This window comes from Micromonospora sp. S4605 (genome assembly GCF_003176715.1).
GTDB classification, from domain to species: Bacteria; Actinomycetota; Actinomycetes; order Mycobacteriales; family Micromonosporaceae; genus Micromonospora; species Micromonospora echinaurantiaca.
The window spans coordinates 16,986-36,070 of record NZ_QGSW01000124.1; the positions used below are offsets into that span (position 1 = coordinate 16,986).

The window sequence follows — 19,085 nt, forward strand, 5'->3', positions numbered from 1 at the left end:
GACGCCCCGGGTGGTGATCTCCGCGTACCCCCGGGGAGGGAGGACGGATGCTCCCGCCGGGTGATCCGGGGGCCGCCGCACCCCCGCTAACCTCGGTGTCGTGACCCGTCGTGACCAGTTGGTGGACGCCGGCGTGACGGTGTCCGTGCTCGCCGCGTCGCTGCTGGTGCTCGTCCTCGACGGGATCGGCACGCCGTCGCCGGACGCGACCGCCCTGGACGCCACCGGCGTGGCGCTGGTCGCCGCGGCCTGCCTGCCGCTGCTGGTCCGGCGCCGTGCGCCCCTGGCGGCGTACCTCGGCACCGCCGTCGGCACCGCCGCCCTGCTCGTGCTGCGCTACCCGCTGGACTTCCCGTTCAGCTGCGCCGTCGCGATCTACACCCTGGCCGCGGTGTACGGCGGCGACCCGCGGCGCGGCCGGCGCTGGGCGGCCCGGCTGGCCGTCGGGGCGTTCGTCCCGGTGGCCGCCGGGGCGTACGCCGCGGCCGGCTTCCGCGGCCACGGGGTGGTCTCCGGGATCGGCGCCTGGGCGCTGACCTTCGCGGGCGCCTGGCTGGCCGGCGAGCTGTCCCGGGTACGCCGGGAGCGGATCGACGAGCTGGAGGAGCGGGCCGCCCGCGCCGCCCGGGAGATCGAACGCGAGCGCCGGCTGGCGGTGGCCGAGGAGCGCACCCGCATCGCCCGGGAGCTGCACGACTCCGCCGGCCACGCGGTCAACGTGATCCTGGTGCAGGCCGGCGCGGCCCGGCTGACGCACGAGCGGGACCCGCAGCGGTCGCTGCGCGCCATCGCCACCGTGGAGGAGGTGGCCCGGAGCACCATCGTCGAGATGGAGCGGCTGGTACGGGCGCTGCGCGACGACGACGGCGAACCCGTGCCGGCCGACCCGGGGGCGCTGGAGGAGTTGCTGGACCGGCACCGGGTCGACGGGCTGCGCATCGACGCCGAGCTGAACGGCCCGGACCGCGCGTTGCCGCGCAGTGTCTCCTGGGCCGCCTACCGGATCCTGCAGGAGTCGCTGACCAACGCCGCCCGGCACGGCTGCGGCACGGCGCGGGTCGCCGTGCACTTCCGCGCCGACGCGGTGGAGATCGCGGTGAGCAACCCCGCCCCGGCGACGCCCGCCGGCGTGCGGGGGCGGCGGCACGGCATCGTGGGTATGCGGGAGCGGGCGACCCTGCTGGGCGGGACCCTGGAGACCGCGGCCGAGCAGGGCGAGTTCCGGCTGCGGGCCCGCCTGCCGTACGACGGGGTCGGCCGGTGAGCGCGCTGCGGCTGTTGCTGGTCGACGACGACGACCTGATGCGCGCCGGCCTGCGCGCGGTGCTGTCGGTCGACGACGGCATCGAGGTGGTCGGCGAGGCCGCCGACGGGCGGCAGGCGGTCGAGCGCAGCCGCGCACTCGACCCGGACGTGGTGCTGATGGACGTGCGGATGCCCCGGATGGACGGGGTGAGCGCGACCCGGGAGATCGTGGCGGCGGGTGGCCGGGCCCGGGTGCTGGTGCTGACCACCTTCGAGGACGAGGACTACGTCTTCGGCGCGCTGCGCGCCGGGGCGTCCGGGTTCGTGCTCAAACGCACCCGGCCGGAGCAGCTGATCGCCGGGATCCACACGGTGGCCGGCGGTGAGGCGCTGCTCTCCCCCGCGGTGACCCGTACGGTGATAAGCCGGATGGTCGACCACGACGAGCCGGTCGACCCGGCGCTGCGCTGGCGGCTGGCGGAGTTGACCCCGCGCGAGCGGGACGTGCTGGAACGGGTGGCCCGAGGGCTGTCCAACACCGAGATCGCCGCCGAGCTGGTGATCGAGGAGTCGACCGTGAAGACCCACGTCAAGCGGATCCTGGCGAAGCTGGGGCTGCGCGACCGGGTGCAGGCCGTGGTGCTCTGCTACGAGACCGGCATCGTCCGCCCGGGGCGGCGGGGTCCCGGCTGAGGCGGGGCGTACGCCGCGGAGAGTGCGCAACGGCGGCTTTCCTCGCGGGGCTCGCGTCCCGCGTATCGCCTCCCACCTGCGGCTTCGGCCGCCGCCGGGTGGACACGTGACGGCAACGAAGATTTCTCATTTTCACCGGATCGAGGGCCCAACCCTCCTAGTGTTGGGCACACCGGTGCTAGTCACGGAGTTGGCCACCCGAACGACGTCCCACGCAGTCAGCGGACGAAATGTGAGGGAAGACGCGTATGAAGGCTAAGACAGTTCTCGTATCGGCGGCGGTGGGCGTGGGTCTCGGCACGCTGCTGCTCCCGGGCGCCGCGCTGGCCGAGACCATCGTGTCACCGGCCAGCACCCCGGTCGGCGGGACCGTCGTGCTCACCGCGACGACCTGCAATCCGAAGTCCGGCGACGCGATCTTCCGCGTCACCGGTCCCAACCGTGACATCAACGTCCGGTCCACCACCGCCGCGGCCGGCGGCGGACTGAGCGCCGAACTCTTCACCGCCGGGTTCACCCTGGGGACCTACACGGTCACCGCCACCTGCGGCGACGGCAGCTCGGCCGGCAGCGCCACCTTCACCGTCACACCGATCGGCGGCGCACCCGCCGGAGGCGGCGACGCGACGGACGGCACCGGCTCGCTCGCCGCCGGCGCCACGCTGCTCGGCACCGCCGTGGGCGGCGCTCTCATCCTGGCCCGCCGCCGGCGGCACCCCGCCGGCGCCGCCTGACCCGACAGACACACACCATCCCTGAAACGGGTGCCCGCGCCGACACCGGCGCGGGCACCCGGACCGAGCGTGCCCGGAGGTGCTGACGTGTGGTGGCACAGGCCGGGTGCGGCCGTCGCGGCGGTGGGCCTGCTCGGCACGGCCGGGCTCGGGCTGATCGCGTCCGGGCTGACCGCCGCGCCGACCCGACCGCCACGGCCGGACGCCGCCGACGCGCCGGTGACCGCCCGGCCCGCGCCCAGCCTCCCGCCGCTGCCCCGCGCCGACCCCGTCCGGGTCGAGGTCCCGGCCATCGGCGTACGCGCGGACGTGGTGCCCGTCGCGGCCGACGCGGCCGGGGTGCTGGAGGTGCCGCCCCTGAACCGGCCCGGCCTGACCGGCTGGTACTCCCTCGGCGTCAGCCCCGGCGAGACCGGCAACGCGGTGATCGTCGGGCACGTGGACGCCCCCACCGGCCCGGCCGTCTTCTTCGACCTTGGCCGGCTACACCGCGGCGACGAGGTACGCGTCACCCGCGCCGACGCCGGCGTGGCGACGTTCACCGTGGACGGTGTGGCGGCGTACCCGAAGGACCGGTTCCCCGCCGAACTCGTCTACGGCCCGAACCCGGCCGCCGGCCTGCGCCTGGTCACCTGCGGCGGCCGGTTCGATGAGCGCAGCGGCAACTACGTCGACAACGTCGTCGTCTTCGCCACCCGGACGGGGTGACCCCGCCGACGGTCGGCGGCCGGCCCCGACACCGGCCATGATCCGCGTACGGTGTCGGGGCAGTGCCCGGCGACGCGGAGGTGGACGTGGAGCAGCAACCCGTACGGACCCGGGTGCGGCTGACGGAGCTGGTCACCCGGCTGCTCGGCCGGCCGGCCCCCGCCGCCGTCCCGGCGCCCCGCCGGCGGATCAACCCGGACGCGGTGGTGGACTGCGCGGTGTACGTCAACGGCCGCCGCGAACCGGGCCGGCCGCACTACGCCGACGCGTACGCCCGGGCCCGGCGCGGCCGTAACGCCTTCGTCTGGCTCGGCCTGCACGACCCCGGCGCGGCGGTGATGGCGTCCGTCGGCCGCACGTTCGGCCTCGACGAGTTCGCCGTCGCCCAGGCGCTCGCCGACGGTCACCGGCCCACCGTGCAGCGGCACGGCGACGTCACCCTGCTGGTGCTGCGCACCGCCGGCTACGTCGGGCAGCACGAGCTGACCGACACCTCCGAGGTGATCGACACCGGAGACGTCATGGTCTTCCTCGGCGACCGGTTCGTCATCACCGTCCGGCACGGCGCCTCCGGCGCGCTGACCCCGGTACGCGAGGAGATCCAGGGCCGCCCGGCGGTGCTGGCCGAGGGGCCGTGGGCGGTGGCGTACGCGGTCTGCTCGCGGATGGTGGACCTCTACCTGGAGGTGGCCGGGCACGTCGAGCGGGACCTGGAGCGGGCCGAGGAGCACGTCTTCGCCCGGGACCGGTCCGCCGACATCCAGCAGCTCTACCAGCTCAAGCGGGAGGTGGTGGAGTTCAAGCGGGCGGTGCTGCCGTTGCAGGCGCCGCTGCGTTCGCTGCTGCTGGAACCGCGGCCGGACGGCCCGCCGCGCGGGCTGCACCGGTGGTTCGTCGACGTGGACGGCCGGCTGGACCGGGCCGTGGACCGGGTCGCCGCCTACGACGACCTGCTCACCTCGATCGTGCAGTCCCGGCTGACCCAGTTGACCGTGGAGCAGAACAACGACATGCGCAAGATCGCGGCGTGGGCGGCCATCGCCGCCACCCAGACCGGCATCGCCGGCATCTACGGCATGAACTTCACCAACATGCCGGAGCTGGGCTGGCGCTACGGGTACGCCGGGGCGCTGGGCCTGATGGCGGTGGTCGCGTTCACCCTGCACCGCCTGTTCCGCCGCTCCGGCTGGCTCTGAGCCGCCGCGCACTCAACGGAGGCGGGTGAGGAAGGCACGGACGCGTTCGCGGGCGTTGTCGGTGATCTCCGGGCCGTGGGTGAAGGCGGCCACGTCGTAGTCGAGTTCGCCGAGCACGTGCGCCGTCCGCTGGGTCATCCGGAAGTCGGTGCAGAAGAGCTTGACCGGCCAGCGGACGCCGGCGACGTTGAACAGCGCGTCGCCGGTGATCAGCACCCGGGTCGGCTCGTGCAGCAGCGAGACGTGCCCCGGCGAGTGCCCGGGGGTGTGCACCACGCGCAGGCCGCCGCCGACCGGCAGCACGTCGCCGTCGGCGAGCGGCTGCGCCACCTCGACGGCCGGGAAGCGGCCGCCGGGGAGCCGGGCGAAGAGCCGCGCCCCGGTGACCGCCGGGTCCCGGGGCGGCGCCTGGCCCGCCTCGGCGTAGCCCGCGTCGGCGGCGTGCACGGCGACCGGGGCGCCGGTGCGGCGGGCCACCTCGGCGGCCCCGCCGGCGTGGTCGGGGTGGGCGTGGGTCAGCACGATCCGGGTGACGTCGGCGGGCGTCCGGCCGATCGCGGCCAACCCGCGCACGATCCGGGCCGGTGCCCGCTTCACGCCGCAGTCGACGAGGGTGACGCTGCCGTCGTCGTCGGCCAGGGCGTAGGAGTTGATGAACGCGCGGCCGGCGGTGGGGATGCGCCAGACCCCGGGGGCGAGCGGAATCGCGGCAGATCGCGCCATCGGTCGAGTCTACCGGCCCATCGTCGCCCGTCGCTGTCCCGCGGATCCTGCCGCGACCACGGCGGGCCCGACCCTGACCCGTTTCGCTACCCTCGGCGCCGTGATGTGGCGGCGGTACGTGGCGATCGGCGACAGCACCACCGAAGGGCTGGACGACCCCGACGGCGACGGTGGCTACCGGGGCTGGGCGGACCGGTTCGCCCTCGCGGTGGCCCGCGCGCAGGGCGGGCTGGAGTACGCGAACCTGGCCATCCGGGGCCGTACCGCCGCCCGGATCCGGGCCGAGCAGCTGCCGGTCGCGCTCGACCTGGCACCGGACCTGGCCACCGTGGTGGCCGGCATGAACGACGTGCTGCGCCCGTCCTTCGACGCCGCCCGGGTCGCCGAAGACGTCGAAGCGATGCAGCACGCCCTGGTCGGGCAGGGGGCGACCGTGCTGACCTTCACGCTGCCCGACCCGGTGCCGGTGATGCCGGTGGCCCGCCCGCTGCGCGGCCGGGTGCTCGCGCTCAACGCGGCGCTGCGCGCGGCCACCGCGCGGACCGGGGCCACGCTGCTGGACCTCGGCGCCCACCCGGTCGCCTCGGACCCCCGGCTGTGGAGCGACGACCGGTTGCACGCCAACAGCGCCGGGCACGAGCGGATAGCCGCGGCGCTGGCGCACACCGTCGGCCTGCCCGGCGCCGACGACGGCTGGTCACAGCCGCTGGCCGCCGCGCCGCGCCGGCACCGCCACGAGGTGGTCCGTGCCGAGCTGGCGTGGGCCCGCCGGCACCTGCTGCCGTGGCTGGGCCGGCACCTGCGCGGCCGGTCCTCCGGTGACGACCGGGTGGCCAAGCGCCCGGTGCCGCTGCCGGTCGACCTGCCCTGAGCCGGTCGCGCCGTCCCCCGGCTCGCGCCATCCCCGGACGCCGGGTCGTCAACCGTCCGCCGCGCCGCCGCGCCGCTGCCTTGCCGGTCGCTGGTGTCACCGGCGAGTGCCGCCCGGTTCCGACAGCGATACCTGAGAGTCATCATGATGACTCTCAGGTATCAGACCTCTCGGGGATACCCGCCCCGGTCGCAGGACACGCCGACGGCGACGCGCCCGGGTCGCCGTCGACCAGCGGGCCTGCCCAGCGACGATCGGCGCAGACCGGCGCAGGCGGCGGACACGGGAGCGCACCCGCGCCCGGGTGGGGTCAGCGCTCGATCGGCGGGCGGGTACGGGCCCGCTTGAGCTCGAAGAACCCGTCGGTGTTGGCGCACGCGAGCACCCCGTCCCAGAGCCGGCCGGCCGCCTCACCCCGCGGAATCGGGGCGACCACCGGGCCGAAGAAGGCGGTCCGCCGGCCGTCGGCGGTGACGTGGATGGTCGGCGTGCCCAGGTCCTCACCGACCGGCTCCAGGCCGGCGTGGTGGCTGGCCAGCAGCGCCGCGTCGTGATCGGTGGACTCCGCCGCGTCGGCGAGGTCGACGGCCAGCCCCACCTCCGCCAGCGCCGCCCGGTACAGCTCCGGCCCGATCGGCGCGCGCCCGTGGTGGATCCGGTCGCCGAGCGCCGTGTAGAGGTCGCGCAGCACCTCGTTGCCGTACTTCTGCTCGGCGGCGACGGCGACCCGCACCGGGCCCATCCCCGGCTTGAGCCACTCCTGGTACCACTCCTCCAGCCCGTCGCGGCCCTCGTTGAGCACGGACAGGCTCATCACGTGGAACCGGACGCTGACCGCCCGGACCCGCTCCACCTCCAGCAGCCAGCGGGAGGCGTTCCAGGCCCAGGGGCAGCGCGGGTCGAACCACATGTCGGCGGTCGTCGTCATGGTGGGTGTTCCGGTCCTTCCGGTCGGGTCGATGGTCGTCCCCCACCCTGCCGGCCGGATTGGCTCCCCGGCAGTGCCGATCCGCGTCCCGTTTCCTGGTCCAATCGTGCCCGGCCGCCAGCCACCCGAGCAGACCGCCACCACCCGTGACCGCGCCGGGCCGGGCCCGCCGTGCGGCAGGCCCGGCCCGGCGTCGGCTCACGCCGTCGGTTCGCCGTGCACATCGGCGCTGCGCCCGGCGTCGTGCGACCGGCCCGGCGCGCGGGGCTCCCCGTTGACCGCCGAGGTGTCGTACGCGAACGTGAGCACCGCAGTGGCGACCGCGTCGCTGTTCACGTCCAGCGCGTACGTGTTCACGTTGCCGCGCAGGTCGTACTCGGCGTCGAGGGTGGCGTACAGGGCCGCGTCGGCGCCGTCGGCCACCGGGGTGCGGCTGTCGCACGCCTGGTGGTAGCAGGGGTCGTAGGAGACCCCGGCCACCCCGCCGAACAGTTCCGCCTCGGCCGCGGTCTTGCGGCCCTCCGCTCCGGTGAACAGACCGCCGGCCGGGATGTCCACCCCGGCGGCGATGAACGGGCCGTAGTCGGAGCGGCCGGTGAAGTCCGCCGGCACGGTAGGCAGCCCGCGCGCGGCGTAGAACGCCTCGAAGACGTCCTCGATCTCGGCCGAGCCGGCCGGACCGGGACCGGAGCCGACCCCCGCCGAGTCGTCGCCGTCGTAGACGCCGAACATGTAGTTCGGCGAGCCGATCATATCGAAGTTGAGGTAGAGGGCGATGTCGGCCCGCTGCGCCGGGGTGAGCGTGTTGACGTAGTGGGTCGAGCCGAGCAGGTTCCGCTCCTCCGCGCCCCACCAGGCGAACCGCACCGCGTTGTTCGGCTTCACCTTCGCCATCCGCAACGCCACCTCGAGGATCGCGGCGCTGCCGGTGCCGTTGTCGTTGATCCCCGGCCCCTCGGGCACCGAGTCCAGGTGGGCACCGGCCATCACCACGTTGTCCGTGCGGCCGTGCCGGGACTCGGCGATGACGTTCTCGGTGCGGCGCATCTCCGACTCGGTGTCCGCGGTGATCCGGACGACCAGGCCGGCGGTGCCGGCGAACTCCACGCCACGGAAGTAGGACACCGAGACGACCGGGATCGGCACCGGGGCGCTGAGCGTGCCGGAGAAGAGCGCGAACCGGTCCGGGTTGGCCTCCGGCGTACCGTCGCCCTGGTTCATCATCACCGCGCCGACCGCGCCGGCCGCCGCCGCGTTGTTGGCCTTGACGCCGAAGCCGCAGCCGCCGCGCTGCAGCAGGGCGATCCGGCCGGTCATGGCGAGGCCGGCGAAGTCGGCGGCCTCGCAGCCGGAGGTGGACGCCGCCGGGGCGGCCAGGTTGAGGTCGACCGGCACCACGGCACCCTCGGCGGTGCCCGGGCCGGAGTACGTCATCAGGTCGTAGTCGGTCCCGGAGACGTACGTCGTCGGGTCCGGCGCGATCCGGGCGAACGACGAGCCGTACTCCTCGTAGTAGGCGAAGTCGAAGGGCTGCCGGGTCACCCGGTAGCCGGCCCGGCTGAGCAGGCCCGCCACGTAGTCGGCGCTGGCGTCGTAGCCGGGAGTGCCGGAGGCCCGGGTGCCGCCGTTGGCGTCGGCGATGGCCTGGAACGCGTCGAGGTGACGCAGCACGCCCTTCAGCGTGACCGCCTTGGTGAGTTTTCGGACGGAGTTGTTGTTGGGCTCGGCCTGGGCCGGGCCGGCCAGGGCGATGGTTGCGACGACCACGCCGGCGGTGACGCCGCCGAGCGCCTTGCGGAGTGACACCACGATGTGCCGCACCTCCTCGAAAGGGGGAAATGGCGTGACGGCCTGGTCACGCCGGGTGCCTGGAATGTAGACGCCGATCACTGCCGGTGGAAGGTCCGGGCGTACCGTCCGGGTGGGCCGGACGCCCGAGCGCCGGCCGGCGTTTGGCGGCCGGGGCCTCGGGAAGACCGTCGCGCCGGGGCGGGTCGTCGGCCCGCGCCGGCCGGTCAGCACCCGTCCCGCCATCGACGGCGGGCAGGGCGGATCCGTGAGGAGGGACGATGGCGGCCAGATCCAGCGGTGGCACCAGCAGGGCGACCGGCGGGCCCCACGGGGGCCCGCTGAACCGGAAGGCGGCGGCGAAGAAGGTCGCGGCGGCCACGAAGCGGGCGACCGGGACGAGCGCGGCCAAGACACCGGGCGGGAAACCCACGCCGACCACGGCCCGCGCCGCGCGGAAGACGGACACCTCGGCCACGTCCGCCCCCACCCGGCGGCCCCGGGTGTCGGCGACGGCCGCGAAGGCGCCCGGCACGACGGCGCCGGCGAAGGCGCCGGGCACCAAGGCGGCGGCGAAGAAGGCGCCGGCGAAGAAGGCCGCGGCGAGCCGGTCCCGCGCGACGACGACGGCGCCGGCGAGGAAGACGGCGACCAGGAAGACCACGATGGAGTCGTACGGCACCCGGCGCGGCGCCCGCACGACCGGCTGACCGGTCGCCGCACCGGCCCGCCCGCGCGGGTACCGGGGCCGGCGCGACGCCGCTTCCGGGACTGCCGGCGGCCCGGTCCGGGGCCGGCCCGGCGGTGGGCCAGAATGACCTGATGCCGCGACCTGACGCCCGCCGTACCGCCGCGCCCGACCCGGCCGGGCCGTGCCCGTGCGGCTCGGGTGCGGCGTACGTGGACTGCTGCGGCCCGCTGCACCGGGGTGCCGCGGCCGCGGCGACCGCCGAGGCGCTGATGCGCTCCCGGTTCAGCGCGTTCGCCCGCGGCGACGCCGGCTACCTGCTGCGCAGCTGGCACTCCTCGACCCGGCCGGCCCGGCTGGCTCTCGACCCCGGCCAGCGCTGGCTCCGGCTCGACGTGGTCGGCACCGACCGGGGCGGTCTCTTCGACACCACCGGCACCGTCGAGTTCCGCGCCCACTACCGGCACGGCGGGCGCTCCGGCACGGTGGCCGAGCGCAGCCGCTTCGTCCGCGAGGACGGCCGCTGGGTCTATCTCGACGCGCTGCCCGACTGACCCGGGCGGGTCAGTCGGTGACCCGGGGCAGGCCGAGCTTGCCGACCGCCGCCTCGACCAGTTCCTCCGGCGTCAGCGACACGTCGAGCACCAGGACCGCCTCGTCCGGGTCGGGCTGCTCCAGCGTGGCCAGCTGCGACTCCAGCAGGCTGGCCGGCATGTAGTGCCCGGCCCGCTGGGACAGCCGTTCCCGGATCATCTCGGCCGGCCCGTCCAGGTGCACGAACTCCACCTGCGGCGGTCCCTGCCGGAGCACGTCGCGGTAGGACCGGCGCAGCGCCGAGCAGGCCAGCACCGTGGAGACGCCCTCGGCGGCCCGGGCGGCCATCCAGGCCGCCAGCTCGCGCAGCCAGGGCTGGCGCGCGGCGTCGTCCAGCGGCACGCCGGCCCGCATCCGCTCCACGTTGGCCGGTGGGTGGAATTCGTCGGCCTCGGCGAAGGTCAGCCCGGTGCGCGCGGCGATGCCCCGGGCCACGGTGGTCTTGCCGGCCCCGGACACCCCCATCACGACCACGTGCCGGGTGGTGCCGGCCGGGGCCGGCGGCCGCTCACCAGTCATGGACGGTGCCGTCCTTGAGCCGGTTGAACGGCAGGTAGGCCGGCTGGTACGGGAACTTCGCGGCGGCCGTCTCGTCGAGCTCCACGCCGATGCCCGGCTGCTCACCCGGGTGCAGGTAGCCGTCGGTGAAGGTGAACGACTGCCGGAACACCTCGTTGGTGAGCGGGCCGTGCCGCATGTACTCCTGGATGCCGAAGTTGTGGATCGCCAGGTCCAGGTGCAGGGCGGCGGCCATGCCGACCGGCGAGATGTCGGTGGGGCCGTGGATGCCGGACTTGATCTGGTACTGCGCGGCGAAGTCGAGCAGCTTGCGCATGGCGGTGATGCCGCCGGTGTGGGTGACCGCCGACCGGACGTAGTCGATGAGCTGCTCGCGGATCAGGGTCTGGTAGTCCCAGACGGTGTTGAAGACCTCGCCGATGGCCAGCGGGGTGGTGGTGTGCTGGCGGACCAGCCGCAGCGCCTCCTGGTTCTCCGCCGGGGTGCAGTCCTCCAGCCAGAACAGGTCGTACGGCTCCAGCGCCTTGCCGAGCTTGGCGGCCTGGATCGGGGTCATCCGGTGGTGGCCGTCGTGCAGCAGCGGCAGTTCCGGGCCGAACTCGTTGCGCACCGCCTCGAAGACGCCGGGCAGGTGGCGCAGGTAGGCCCGGGTGTCCCAGTCCTCCTCGGCGGGCAGCGGGATGCGCTGCGCCGGCTCGTAGTCGTAGCGCTTACCGTCGGCGCTGGGCTGGGCGGCCACCCCGTAGACGGCGTTGATGCCCGGCACCGAGGTCTGCACCCGGATGGACCGGTAACCCTCGTCGAGGTGCCGGCGGATCGAGTCGAACAGCTCCGGCAGGTCCCGGCCGGACGCGTGCCCGTACGCCATGATGCCGGTGCGCGACGCGCCGCCCAGCAGCTGGTAGAGCGGCATGCCTGCGGCCTTGGCCTTGATGTCCCACAGGGCCACGTCGACGGCGGCGATGGCCGCCATGGTGACCGGCCCGCGCCGCCAGTACGCCGAGCGGTACAAAAACTGCCAGGTGTCCTCGATGCGGTGCGGGTCCCGGCCGATCAGCAGCGGGACGACGTGGTCGCGCAGGTACGAGGCGACGGACAGTTCCCGGCCGTTGAGCGTGCCGTCACCCAGGCCGACGATGCCCTCGTCCGTGGTGATCTTGAGGGTGACGAAGTTGCGGTCCGGGCTGGTGACGATGACGTCCGCTGCGGTGATCTTCACGGGGTGGTGCCTTTCTGCACGGGGTGTGGCGGCGGCTAACGGAGGACGCTTCCGGTCTCGTGGCCCTCGAGAAGGGACAGTTCCTCCCGGCGGGGCAGTCCTTCGCAGTCGCCCCTGGTGGAGACGGCGAAGGCGCCGAGGGTGGCCGCCCGGCGGAGTCGACCGGGCAGGTCGAGCCCGTCGAACCAGCCGGACAGGTATCCCGCGGTGAACGCGTCCCCGGCGCCGACGGGGTCGACGGCGGTCACGGTCAGCGTCCCGACGTGCTGGACCCCGGCGGGGGTGTGCGCCCGGGCGCCGTCGGCGCCCAGCTTGACCAGGACGGTGTGCACGCCCCGGCGGAACAGTTCGGCGACCACGGTGGACTCGTCCGCGCCCGGTTCGCCGACGAGGTCCAGCTCGTCGGCGGAGGCGATGACGATGGCGGCGTACCCGGCCAGCGGGGTGAGCACCGCGCGGGCGCTCTCCCGGGACCAGAGCCGGGCCCGGTAGTTGACGTCCAGGCAGACCGGGACGCCGGCCGCGGCGGCGGCCTCGGCCGCCCACCGGGTGGCCTCCCGGGCGGTGTCGGACAGCGCCGGGGTGATCCCGGTCAGGTGCAGCATCCGCGCGCCGGCGGCCAGCGGCGCCCGCAGGTCGTCGACGCGCAGCGCGGAGGCCGCCGATCCGGCGCGGTGGTACTGCACCCGGGTCAGGTCGGCGGTGCGCTGCTCCAGGAACATCAGCCCGGTCGGCCGGTCCGCGTCCCGGCTGACGCCGCCCACGTCGACGCCCTCGGCGCGCAACTGCCGCAGCGTGTACTCGCCGAACTCGTCGCCGCTGACCCGGCCGACCCAGGCGGCCCGGTGACCCAGCCGGGCCACCCCCACGGCCACGTTGGACTCGGCGCCGGCCAGGTGCATGGTCAGCGATCCCCCGGCGGCGAGCGGGCCGGCCGAGCGCAGCGACACCATCGCCTCGCCGAAGGTGAGCAGGTCCGGGGCGGTCATGATCCGGTCGACTCCTGCACGGCGGCGAGGTAGGTGCGCGCGCGCTCCCGCAGGGCGGCCAGGTCGCCGCCGGAGGCGGCGTCGCCGACCAGCGGGCCACCGAGGCCGACCGCGATCGCGCCGGCCCGGAAGTAGCCGGGCACGTCGGCCAGGCCGACGCCGCCGACCGCGACGAACGGGATGTCCGGGAACGGGTCGCGCACCGCCTTGAGGTACGCCGGGCCGCCGACCGAGGCCGGGAAGAGCTTGATCGCCGAGGCTCCCATCCGCATCGCGGTGTACGCCTCGGTCGGGGTGAACGCACCGGCGGCGACCGGGACGCCCCGGCGGGCCGCCTCGGCGATCGACTCGACCACGGCCGGCGTGACCACGAACTGGGCGCCCGCGGCGACCACGTCGGCGACGTCGGCGGCGGTGAGCACGGTGCCGGCGCCGACCAGGGAGCCGGCGGGCGCCGCCGCGCGCAGCGCCTCGATGGCGCGCGGTGCGTCCGGCGTGGTGAGGGCCACCTCGACCAGGCGTACGCCCTCTTCGAGCAGGGCGGTGCCGGCGGCGATCGCGCCGGCGGTGTCGGTGCCGCGGATGACCGCGAGGATGCGGGCGTCGGCGAGTTCGGCGGTGAGGTTGACGGTCATGTGATCACCATTCCGCGTAGGAGCCGTCGCGGTGCCGCCAGGTCGGGCTGCGCCAGGCGTGGCCGCGCTTGTCGGCCGTCCGCACCGCGTGTTCGTCGATCTCGATGCCGAGGCCGGGCGCCGTGAGCCGCTCGACGTAGCCGTCGACGAAGGTCAGCGGGGTCTTGTCGAGGCAGTAGTCGAGCACCTCGGCGCCGAGGTTGTAGTGGATGCCGATGCTCTGTTCCTGGATCAGGTAGTTCGGGGTGGCGAACCCGACCTGGAGGCAGGCGGCCAGGGCGATCGGCCCGAGCGGGCAGTGCGGGGCGAGCTGCACGTCGTACACCTCGGCCAGCGCGGCGATCTTGCGCACCTCGGTGATGCCGCCGGCGTGCGACAGGTCCGGCTGGGCGACCGCGATGCCGGCCTGGAGCACCGGCAGGAACTCCTGCCGGTTGTAGAGCCGCTCCCCGGTGGACACCGGGGTGGTGGTGGAGCGGACGAACTCGCCGATCAGGTGCGAGTTCTCCGGCACCACCGGCTCCTCGAGGAAGAACGGCCGGAACTGCTCCAGCAGCGGGGCGACCCGCCGGGCGCTGGCCAGGCTGAACCGGCCGTGGAAGTCGACCGCCACGTCCCGCTCGTCGCCGAGCACCTCGCGGGCGGCGGCCACCCGCCGGACCACGCCGTCGAGCTCGGCGACCGAGGCGACCGGGCTCATCTTCCCGGACGCGTTCATCTTCACAGCGGTCAGGCCGCTCTCGACGGCGGCGCTGATCTGGTCGCGGACCTCGGCGGGCTCGTCGCCGCCGACCCAGCCGTAGACCCGGATCCGGTCCCGGACCGGGCCGCCGAACAGCTGGTGCACCGGCGCGCCGAAGTGCTTCCCGGCGATGTCCCAGAGCGCCTGGTCGAGCCCGGCGACCGCGCTGGCCAGGATCGGCCCGCCGCGGTAGAACGAGCCCTTGGTCATCACCTGCCAGTGGTCCTCGATGCGCAACGCGTCCTGGCCGATCAGCAGCTCGCTGAGCTGTTCGACGGCGGTGCGGACGGTCTCCGAGCGGCCCTCGCAGGTGGCCTCGCCCCAGCCGACGATCCCGTCGGTGGTCTCCACCCGGACGAAGAGCCAGCGGGGCGCGACGAGGAAGGTCTCCACCCGTGCGATCGTCGTCATGGCCTCAGCCCTTCGTGGCGCCGGCGGTGAGGCCGGAGACGATGTACTTCTGCACGAACAGCGCGATCACCATGATCGGCACGGTGACCACCGTGGCCGCCGCCATCAGGCCGCCCCAGTCGATGCTGGCGTAGCCGACGAAGTCGAAGATCGCCACCGGCAGCGTCTTGGTGTCGGCGCCGGAGAGCACCAGGGCGAACATGAAGTTGTTCCAGGAGAAGATGAACGACAGGATGCCCGCGGTGGCCACACCGGGCACCGACAGCGGCAGGGTGATCCGCCGGAACGCGCCGATGTGGGTCAGCCCGTCGACCAGGGCCGCCTCTTCGAGCTCGGTGGGCAGGCCGTCGAAGTAGCCCATCATGATGTAGACGATCAGCGGCAGCGACACGAACATGTGGCTGAGGATCAGCACGGTGTAGCCGCCGACCATCTGCAGGTTCGAGAAGACGTAGTACCAGGGCACCAGCAGCGAGACGCCGGGGATGACCCGGGCCATCAGCACGACGAGCGCCGACTTCTTCATGTTGAACCGGCTCATCGAGTACGCGGCGGGCACACCGAGGATCAGCGACAGCACGGTGGCCGCGAACGCCACCCAGAGGCTGTTGCCGATGAACTGGACGTAGTTCGCCTGCTCCAGCACGGTGCCGTAGTTGTCCAGCGTGGGCGAGAAGGAGAACGCCTTCGCGGTGTCGTAGATGTCGACGTTGGTCTTCAGCGACGCGAGGATCATCCAGATCAGCGGGGCGATCAGCGAGAACACCACGACGACCAGCGCCACCGCCCGGAACGCCTTGAACGGCCTGCTCGGCTTCATCGCTCCAGCCCCTTCTTGCGGTAGGTCAGGGCCCACATCACCCCGATGATGATCAGGAAGAAGATGATCAGGACGGTCGACGAGACGCCGTAGTCGTTGTAGTCGAAGCTCAGCCCGTAGGCGTAGACGTTGAGCGTCTCCACCTCGTGGAACGACCCGCCGCCGCGACCCTTGGTCGCGTAGAGGATGTCGAAGGTCTTCAGCGCGTCGATGCCGCGCAGCAGGACCGCGACGATCACGGTCGGCATCAGCAGCGGCAGGGTGACGTGCCGGAACCGCTGCCAGGTGCTGGCGCCGTCGATCAGCGCCGCCTCCTGGGGCTCGTCCGACAGCGAGGTCAGGCCGGCGAGCAGGATCAGCACGACCATCGGGGTCCACTGCCAGATGTCGATGAACATCGTCGTCGGCAGGGCCGAGCTCTGCCCGGACAGCCAGGGCTGCGGGCCGATCCCCACCCAGCTCAGCAGCTGGTTGGCCATGCCGATGTTGGGGTCGAAGATCAGTCGCCACATCATGCCGACCGCGACCGGGGTGGCCACCAGCGGCAGCAGGATGGCGACCCGGACCCACTTCTCACCGCGGAAGGGCCGCCACAGCAGCAGGGCGATCGCCATGCCGAGGACGACCTCGACCAGGAGCACGACGCCGGTGAACAGGACGGTGCGCCACACCGCCGGCCAGAACCGGTCGGTGTCGGAGAGCACGTCCAGGTAGTTCTGGAAGCCGATGAACTCGCTCTCGGCGCGGACCGAACCCTCGGCGTCGGTGAGGCTCAGGTACCCGGTCCACGCCACCGGGAAGACGATCAGCACGGCGACGAACGCCATGGCGGGTGCCGCGAAGAGCCACTTGCGGTGCGCGTTGGCCCAGCGCGACCAGGCCGATTCGGACGGCCCGGACGGGGCCGCGGGCGATCTGGTGGCTGGGGTGGTGACGACTGACATGGGGTCTCCGGGTGATCAGGGCCAGGGTCCCGGCGCGGGGTGGCGGAGCCGGTCGGCCCCACCACCCCGCGGTCGGACTACTTCGCCTCGTCGTCGAGGAACTTCTGGAACTTCTCGTTCGCCGCGTCCGCCGAGGCGGCCGCGTCCTTGCCGGTGATCGCGTCGACGATCGGCTGACCGACGATCTCCCGGGCCTCGGCGACCTTCACGACCAGCGGACGGTCGTGGCCGATGCCGTTGGTGGTGCTGACCGCGGTGGCCTCGGCGAGGTCCTTCGGGTAGGTCGAGGTGCCCTCCGGGTTCGCCCAGACGGAGGCGCGGGCGCCGGGGACGCCGGCCTTCTGCTGCGCCAGCGACTGGTCCTTGCCGGCCGCCCACTGGATGAACTTCCAGGCGTTGTCCTTGTTCTTCGACGCGTCGTTGATGCCGAGCGCCCAGGACGGGACGTTGTACGGCTTCGAGCCGGCCGGGCCGGCCGGGAAGGTGGCGAAGCCGACGGTGTCGGAGACCTTCGACTTGGCCGGGTCGGTGGCGTTCTTGTAGAGCGAGTTGGCCTCGGTGTAGAAGGCCGCCTTGCCCTGGGTGAAGATCGCCATCGCCTCGGACCAGCTCATGTCGGTGCTGATGTTCTCCGGGCCGTGGTCGCGCAGCAGCCCGCCGTAGTAGGCGTACGCCTGCTTGGCCTGCTCGGTGTTGACCGACGCCTTGCCGCTGGCGTCGACGAAGTCGCCGCCGAAGCTGTAAAGGAAGCTGGAGAACTGGGTGACCGCGGCGGACTTGCCGGTACGGGCCACGAAGCCGGCGACACCCGGGTTGTCGGCCTCGACCTTGGCCGCCTGCGCCTTGAGCTCGTCAAGGGTCTTCGGCGGGGCGGTGAAGCCGGACTTCTCCAGCAGGTCCTTGCGGTAGTAGAGGACCTCCTGCTCGGTGATGATCGGCACGCCGACCAGCTTGTCCTCGTACGAGGTGGCCTGCACCGGGCCGGCCTGGAAGTCGCTGAACTCGAAGGCGCCGTCCGACTTGGCCTTGTCGGTCAGGTCGGCGAGGTACTTGTTCTTGGCGAACAGCTTCCCCTCCTGCAGCGGCCGGTACATCATCACGTCCAGGTCGGTGGACCCGGCGTTCAGCTTGACGTTGTACTGGTCCGACAGCTGGTCCTCGCCGAGCTGGGTCACCTCGACCTTGAGGCCGGTCTGCTTCTCGAACTCCGGCAGGGCCTGCTTGATGTTCTCCGTCCAGACGTGGTTGACCAGCGTCACCCGGAGGGTGTTCGATCCGCTGCCGCCGTCGTCCCCGCCGCCGCAGGCGGACAGGCCCATGGCGGCGACCACGGCCAGAGAAGTGCCGATTATTGATCGACGTCGCACGCTTGTCTCTCCTTCTGTCCCCGGTCGCTGCCCTGGCTAGGGCGCTACCTCGGTGTTTACATCCGCTTAACGTCGGGATGCTAGGCCGAAAAAGCGGACTTATTCAAGAGGTTGATCTAACTGATATGATCCGTGGCGTGGAACGGTACTCCTCCGGGGGCGCAGCCGCCCAGAACGCCCCTGCCGAGGCCGGGCTGCACGCACGTGTCCTCGACCACCTCGGCACGGCCATCTGCGGCGGCGACCCGGCCCCCGGGGCGGTCCTCAACATCGACGAGCTGGTCGACCGGTACGCGGTGTCCCGCTCGGTGATCCGCGAGGTGCTGCGCGTCCTCGCCTCCATCGGGTTCATCGAGACCCGCCGCCGGGTCGGGGTGATGATCCGGCCGGCGAACGACTGGAACGTCTTCGACCCGCAGGTGATCCGCTGGCGGCTCGCCTCGGCCGGGCGGATCACCCAGCTCCGGTCGATCACCGAGCTGCGTACCGCTGTCGAGCCGCACGCCGCCTGGCTGGCCGCCAGCCGGGCCGACCACGACGAGGCGAGCGACCTGGTCGGGCTCGCGGCGAAGATGTGGGCCGCCGGCAAGGCCGGCGACGAGGAGCGCTTCCTGAGCCTCGACATCGAGTTCCACCGGCGGGTGCTGGTCGCGTCCGGTAACGAGATGTTCGTCCGGTTGCAGGACCTGATCGCCGAGGTGCTCACCGGCCGGCACAAGCACCACCTGATGCCGCACCACCCGAGCGACGAGGCCCTCCAGCTGCACGCCGACGTCGCCGCGGCGATCCAGCGGCACGACGGCGAACGCGCCCGGCGGGCGATGGTGCAGCTCATGGAGCAGGCGTTCGACGAGATGAAGTCGATCTGGGAGCAGAGCGGCGAGCCGGACGGCTCCTGACCACGCCCCTTCCGCGCGTCCCTCCCGAAGCTCCATCCGCCCGCGTATGCTGGTGGCGGCGCCGTCCCGCGCCCCACCTCCTTACCGGTGCTCACGCCGCCGGCCCCGCGGAGGCAAAGGGAACCTGGTGTTCTCGGGATGCCGTGCCACATGCCTTCTCCGGCGCGGTCGACGGGAGCGTGAGTCCCTGCGGCCGTGCCGTTGACAGGGAGCATGTGATGACGCATCAGCGCACCTTCAAGGCCCGGGTCCGCAGCCGGATGGCCAAGACCGGCGAGAGCTACACCACCGCCCGCCGGCAACTGCTCGCCCGCGCCCAGGCCACCGAGCCCGCCGCCCCGGCCGACCTGACGACCCCGGCCGCAGCAGCCC

General features: G+C 73.3%; 19 protein-coding genes and 2 pseudogenes. 8 read left to right on the forward strand and 13 right to left on the reverse strand.

All coding sequences use genetic code 11. The features are described from left to right. Nucleotides 1–100: 100 nt before the first annotated feature. From DLJ47_RS08170 to DLJ47_RS08190, 5 genes are all read left to right on the forward strand, one after another. Nucleotides 101–1,264, forward strand: coding sequence for a sensor histidine kinase (locus tag DLJ47_RS08170; protein WP_109899448.1), 1,164 nt, complete (start codon nucleotides 101–103; stop codon nucleotides 1,262–1,264). Next, nucleotides 1,261–1,938 (forward strand): response regulator, encoded by a 678-nt coding sequence (locus DLJ47_RS08175; protein ID WP_109899449.1) that lies wholly within the window; start codon nucleotides 1,261–1,263, stop codon nucleotides 1,936–1,938. The genes DLJ47_RS08170 and DLJ47_RS08175 overlap by 4 nt, the downstream gene beginning before the upstream one ends. 248 nt (nucleotides 1,939–2,186) lie before the next feature. Continuing rightward, a complete protein-coding gene (locus DLJ47_RS08180; RefSeq protein WP_109899450.1) occupies nucleotides 2,187–2,672 on the forward strand; it encodes a hypothetical protein in 486 nt (161 codons plus the stop codon). Nucleotides 2,673–2,759: 87 nt separating this feature from the next. After that, complete coding sequence (locus tag DLJ47_RS08185) at nucleotides 2,760–3,380, forward strand: class F sortase (RefSeq protein WP_109899451.1); 621 nt, start codon at nucleotides 2,760–2,762, stop codon at nucleotides 3,378–3,380. A gap of 86 nt (nucleotides 3,381–3,466) precedes the next feature. Continuing rightward, a complete protein-coding gene (locus tag DLJ47_RS08190) occupies nucleotides 3,467–4,576 on the forward strand; it encodes a magnesium and cobalt transport protein CorA (RefSeq protein ID WP_109899467.1) in 1,110 nt (369 codons plus the stop codon). A gap of 12 nt (nucleotides 4,577–4,588) precedes the next feature. Here DLJ47_RS08190 and DLJ47_RS08195 read toward each other — a convergent pair whose 3' ends face one another. Continuing rightward, nucleotides 4,589–5,299: an MBL fold metallo-hydrolase gene (locus tag DLJ47_RS08195; RefSeq protein WP_109899452.1), complete on the reverse strand. Its 711-nt coding sequence runs from the start codon at nucleotides 5,297–5,299 to the stop codon at nucleotides 4,589–4,591. A 103-nt stretch (nucleotides 5,300–5,402) separates the two neighbouring features. Between DLJ47_RS08195 and DLJ47_RS08200 the strand changes: the two genes are divergently transcribed. After that, nucleotides 5,403–6,170, forward strand: coding sequence for an SGNH/GDSL hydrolase family protein (locus DLJ47_RS08200; RefSeq protein ID WP_109899453.1), 768 nt, complete (start codon nucleotides 5,403–5,405; stop codon nucleotides 6,168–6,170). Nucleotides 6,171–6,480: 310 nt separating this feature from the next. Here DLJ47_RS08200 and DLJ47_RS08205 read toward each other — a convergent pair whose 3' ends face one another. The 4 genes and pseudogenes from DLJ47_RS08205 to DLJ47_RS36215 form a co-directional block, all read right to left on the reverse strand. Beyond that, a complete protein-coding gene (locus DLJ47_RS08205; protein ID WP_109899454.1) occupies nucleotides 6,481–7,098 on the reverse strand; it encodes a DsbA family protein in 618 nt (205 codons plus the stop codon). 294 nt (nucleotides 7,099–7,392) lie between these two features. Then, a pseudogene (locus DLJ47_RS36210) lies at nucleotides 7,393–8,130 on the reverse strand (M28 family peptidase); the annotation flags it as partial. Between the two features lie 90 nt (nucleotides 8,131–8,220). Further along, nucleotides 8,221–8,532, reverse strand: a pseudogene (locus DLJ47_RS36710) (PA domain-containing protein); the annotation flags it as partial. Between the two features lie 421 nt (nucleotides 8,533–8,953). Further along, nucleotides 8,954–9,586 carry a hypothetical protein gene (locus DLJ47_RS36215; protein WP_199235747.1) on the reverse strand — a complete coding sequence of 211 codons (633 nt, stop codon included), beginning with the start codon at nucleotides 9,584–9,586 and terminating at the stop codon, nucleotides 8,954–8,956. A 122-nt stretch (nucleotides 9,587–9,708) separates the two neighbouring features. Between DLJ47_RS36215 and DLJ47_RS08215 the strand changes: the two genes are divergently transcribed. Then, nucleotides 9,709–10,128: a YchJ family protein gene (locus DLJ47_RS08215; protein ID WP_109899456.1), complete on the forward strand. Its 420-nt coding sequence runs from the start codon at nucleotides 9,709–9,711 to the stop codon at nucleotides 10,126–10,128. 10 nt (nucleotides 10,129–10,138) lie between these two features. On the opposite strand, the gene DLJ47_RS08220 is transcribed toward DLJ47_RS08215, so the two are convergent. From DLJ47_RS08220 to DLJ47_RS08255, 8 genes are all read right to left on the reverse strand, one after another. Next, nucleotides 10,139–10,687, reverse strand: coding sequence for a gluconokinase (locus DLJ47_RS08220; protein WP_109899457.1), 549 nt, complete (start codon nucleotides 10,685–10,687; stop codon nucleotides 10,139–10,141). Continuing rightward, nucleotides 10,677–12,014, reverse strand: a complete 1,338-nt coding sequence (gene manD, locus DLJ47_RS08225) for a D-mannonate dehydratase ManD (protein WP_255562294.1) — start codon at nucleotides 12,012–12,014, stop codon at nucleotides 10,677–10,679. The genes DLJ47_RS08220 and manD overlap by 11 nt, the downstream gene beginning before the upstream one ends. Then, nucleotides 11,942–12,895, reverse strand: coding sequence for a sugar kinase (locus DLJ47_RS08230; protein WP_109899459.1), 954 nt, complete (start codon nucleotides 12,893–12,895; stop codon nucleotides 11,942–11,944). Before DLJ47_RS08230 ends, manD begins: the two co-directional genes overlap by 73 nt. Then, entirely contained in the window at nucleotides 12,892–13,530 is a 639-nt protein-coding gene (locus DLJ47_RS08235) for a bifunctional 4-hydroxy-2-oxoglutarate aldolase/2-dehydro-3-deoxy-phosphogluconate aldolase (RefSeq protein WP_109899460.1), read from the reverse strand. The genes DLJ47_RS08230 and DLJ47_RS08235 overlap by 4 nt, the downstream gene beginning before the upstream one ends. A 4-nt stretch (nucleotides 13,531–13,534) precedes the next feature. Further along, nucleotides 13,535–14,683 (reverse strand): galactonate dehydratase, encoded by a 1,149-nt coding sequence (dgoD, locus tag DLJ47_RS08240; RefSeq protein WP_109899461.1) that lies wholly within the window; start codon nucleotides 14,681–14,683, stop codon nucleotides 13,535–13,537. Nucleotides 14,684–14,687: 4 nt separating this feature from the next. Next, the gene (locus tag DLJ47_RS08245) at nucleotides 14,688–15,503 is read right to left on the reverse strand and encodes a carbohydrate ABC transporter permease (protein ID WP_109899462.1); all 816 of its coding nucleotides are present in this window, start codon (nucleotides 15,501–15,503) and stop codon (nucleotides 14,688–14,690) included. Next, entirely contained in the window at nucleotides 15,500–16,447 is a 948-nt protein-coding gene (locus DLJ47_RS08250) for a carbohydrate ABC transporter permease (RefSeq protein WP_199235748.1), read from the reverse strand. The genes DLJ47_RS08245 and DLJ47_RS08250 overlap by 4 nt, the downstream gene beginning before the upstream one ends. Before the next feature lie 77 nt (nucleotides 16,448–16,524). After that, nucleotides 16,525–17,814 (reverse strand): ABC transporter substrate-binding protein, encoded by a 1,290-nt coding sequence (locus DLJ47_RS08255; protein ID WP_233257721.1) that lies wholly within the window; start codon nucleotides 17,812–17,814, stop codon nucleotides 16,525–16,527. A gap of 137 nt (nucleotides 17,815–17,951) precedes the next feature. On the opposite strand from DLJ47_RS08255, the gene DLJ47_RS08260 reads away from it, so the two are divergent. Continuing rightward, entirely contained in the window at nucleotides 17,952–18,713 is a 762-nt protein-coding gene (locus tag DLJ47_RS08260) for a FadR/GntR family transcriptional regulator (protein ID WP_233257722.1), read from the forward strand. Nucleotides 18,714–19,085 lie beyond the last annotated feature (372 nt).

Bases quoted from the DNA above. Each gene is read 5' to 3' on its own strand.
- DLJ47_RS08215 (WP_109899456.1), top strand. From the start codon at position 9,709: ATGCCGCGACCTGACGCCCGCCGTACCGCCGCGCCCGACCCGGCCGGG.
- DLJ47_RS08235 (WP_109899460.1), bottom strand. From the start codon at position 13,530: ATGACCGTCAACCTCACCGCCGAACTCGCCGACGCCCGCATCCTCGCG.
- DLJ47_RS08205 (WP_109899454.1), bottom strand. From the start codon at position 7,098: ATGACGACGACCGCCGACATGTGGTTCGACCCGCGCTGCCCCTGGGCC.
- DLJ47_RS08230 (WP_109899459.1), bottom strand. From the start codon at position 12,895: ATGACCGCCCCGGACCTGCTCACCTTCGGCGAGGCGATGGTGTCGCTG.
- dgoD (WP_109899461.1), bottom strand. From the start codon at position 14,683: ATGACGACGATCGCACGGGTGGAGACCTTCCTCGTCGCGCCCCGCTGG.
- DLJ47_RS08245 (WP_109899462.1), bottom strand. From the start codon at position 15,503: ATGAAGCCGAGCAGGCCGTTCAAGGCGTTCCGGGCGGTGGCGCTGGTC.
- DLJ47_RS08200 (WP_109899453.1), top strand. From the start codon at position 5,403: ATGTGGCGGCGGTACGTGGCGATCGGCGACAGCACCACCGAAGGGCTG.
- DLJ47_RS08250 (WP_199235748.1), bottom strand. From the start codon at position 16,447: ATGTCAGTCGTCACCACCCCAGCCACCAGATCGCCCGCGGCCCCGTCC.
- DLJ47_RS08180 (WP_109899450.1), top strand. From the start codon at position 2,187: ATGAAGGCTAAGACAGTTCTCGTATCGGCGGCGGTGGGCGTGGGTCTC.
- DLJ47_RS08220 (WP_109899457.1), bottom strand. From the start codon at position 10,687: ATGACTGGTGAGCGGCCGCCGGCCCCGGCCGGCACCACCCGGCACGTG.
- DLJ47_RS08195 (WP_109899452.1), bottom strand. From the start codon at position 5,299: ATGGCGCGATCTGCCGCGATTCCGCTCGCCCCCGGGGTCTGGCGCATC.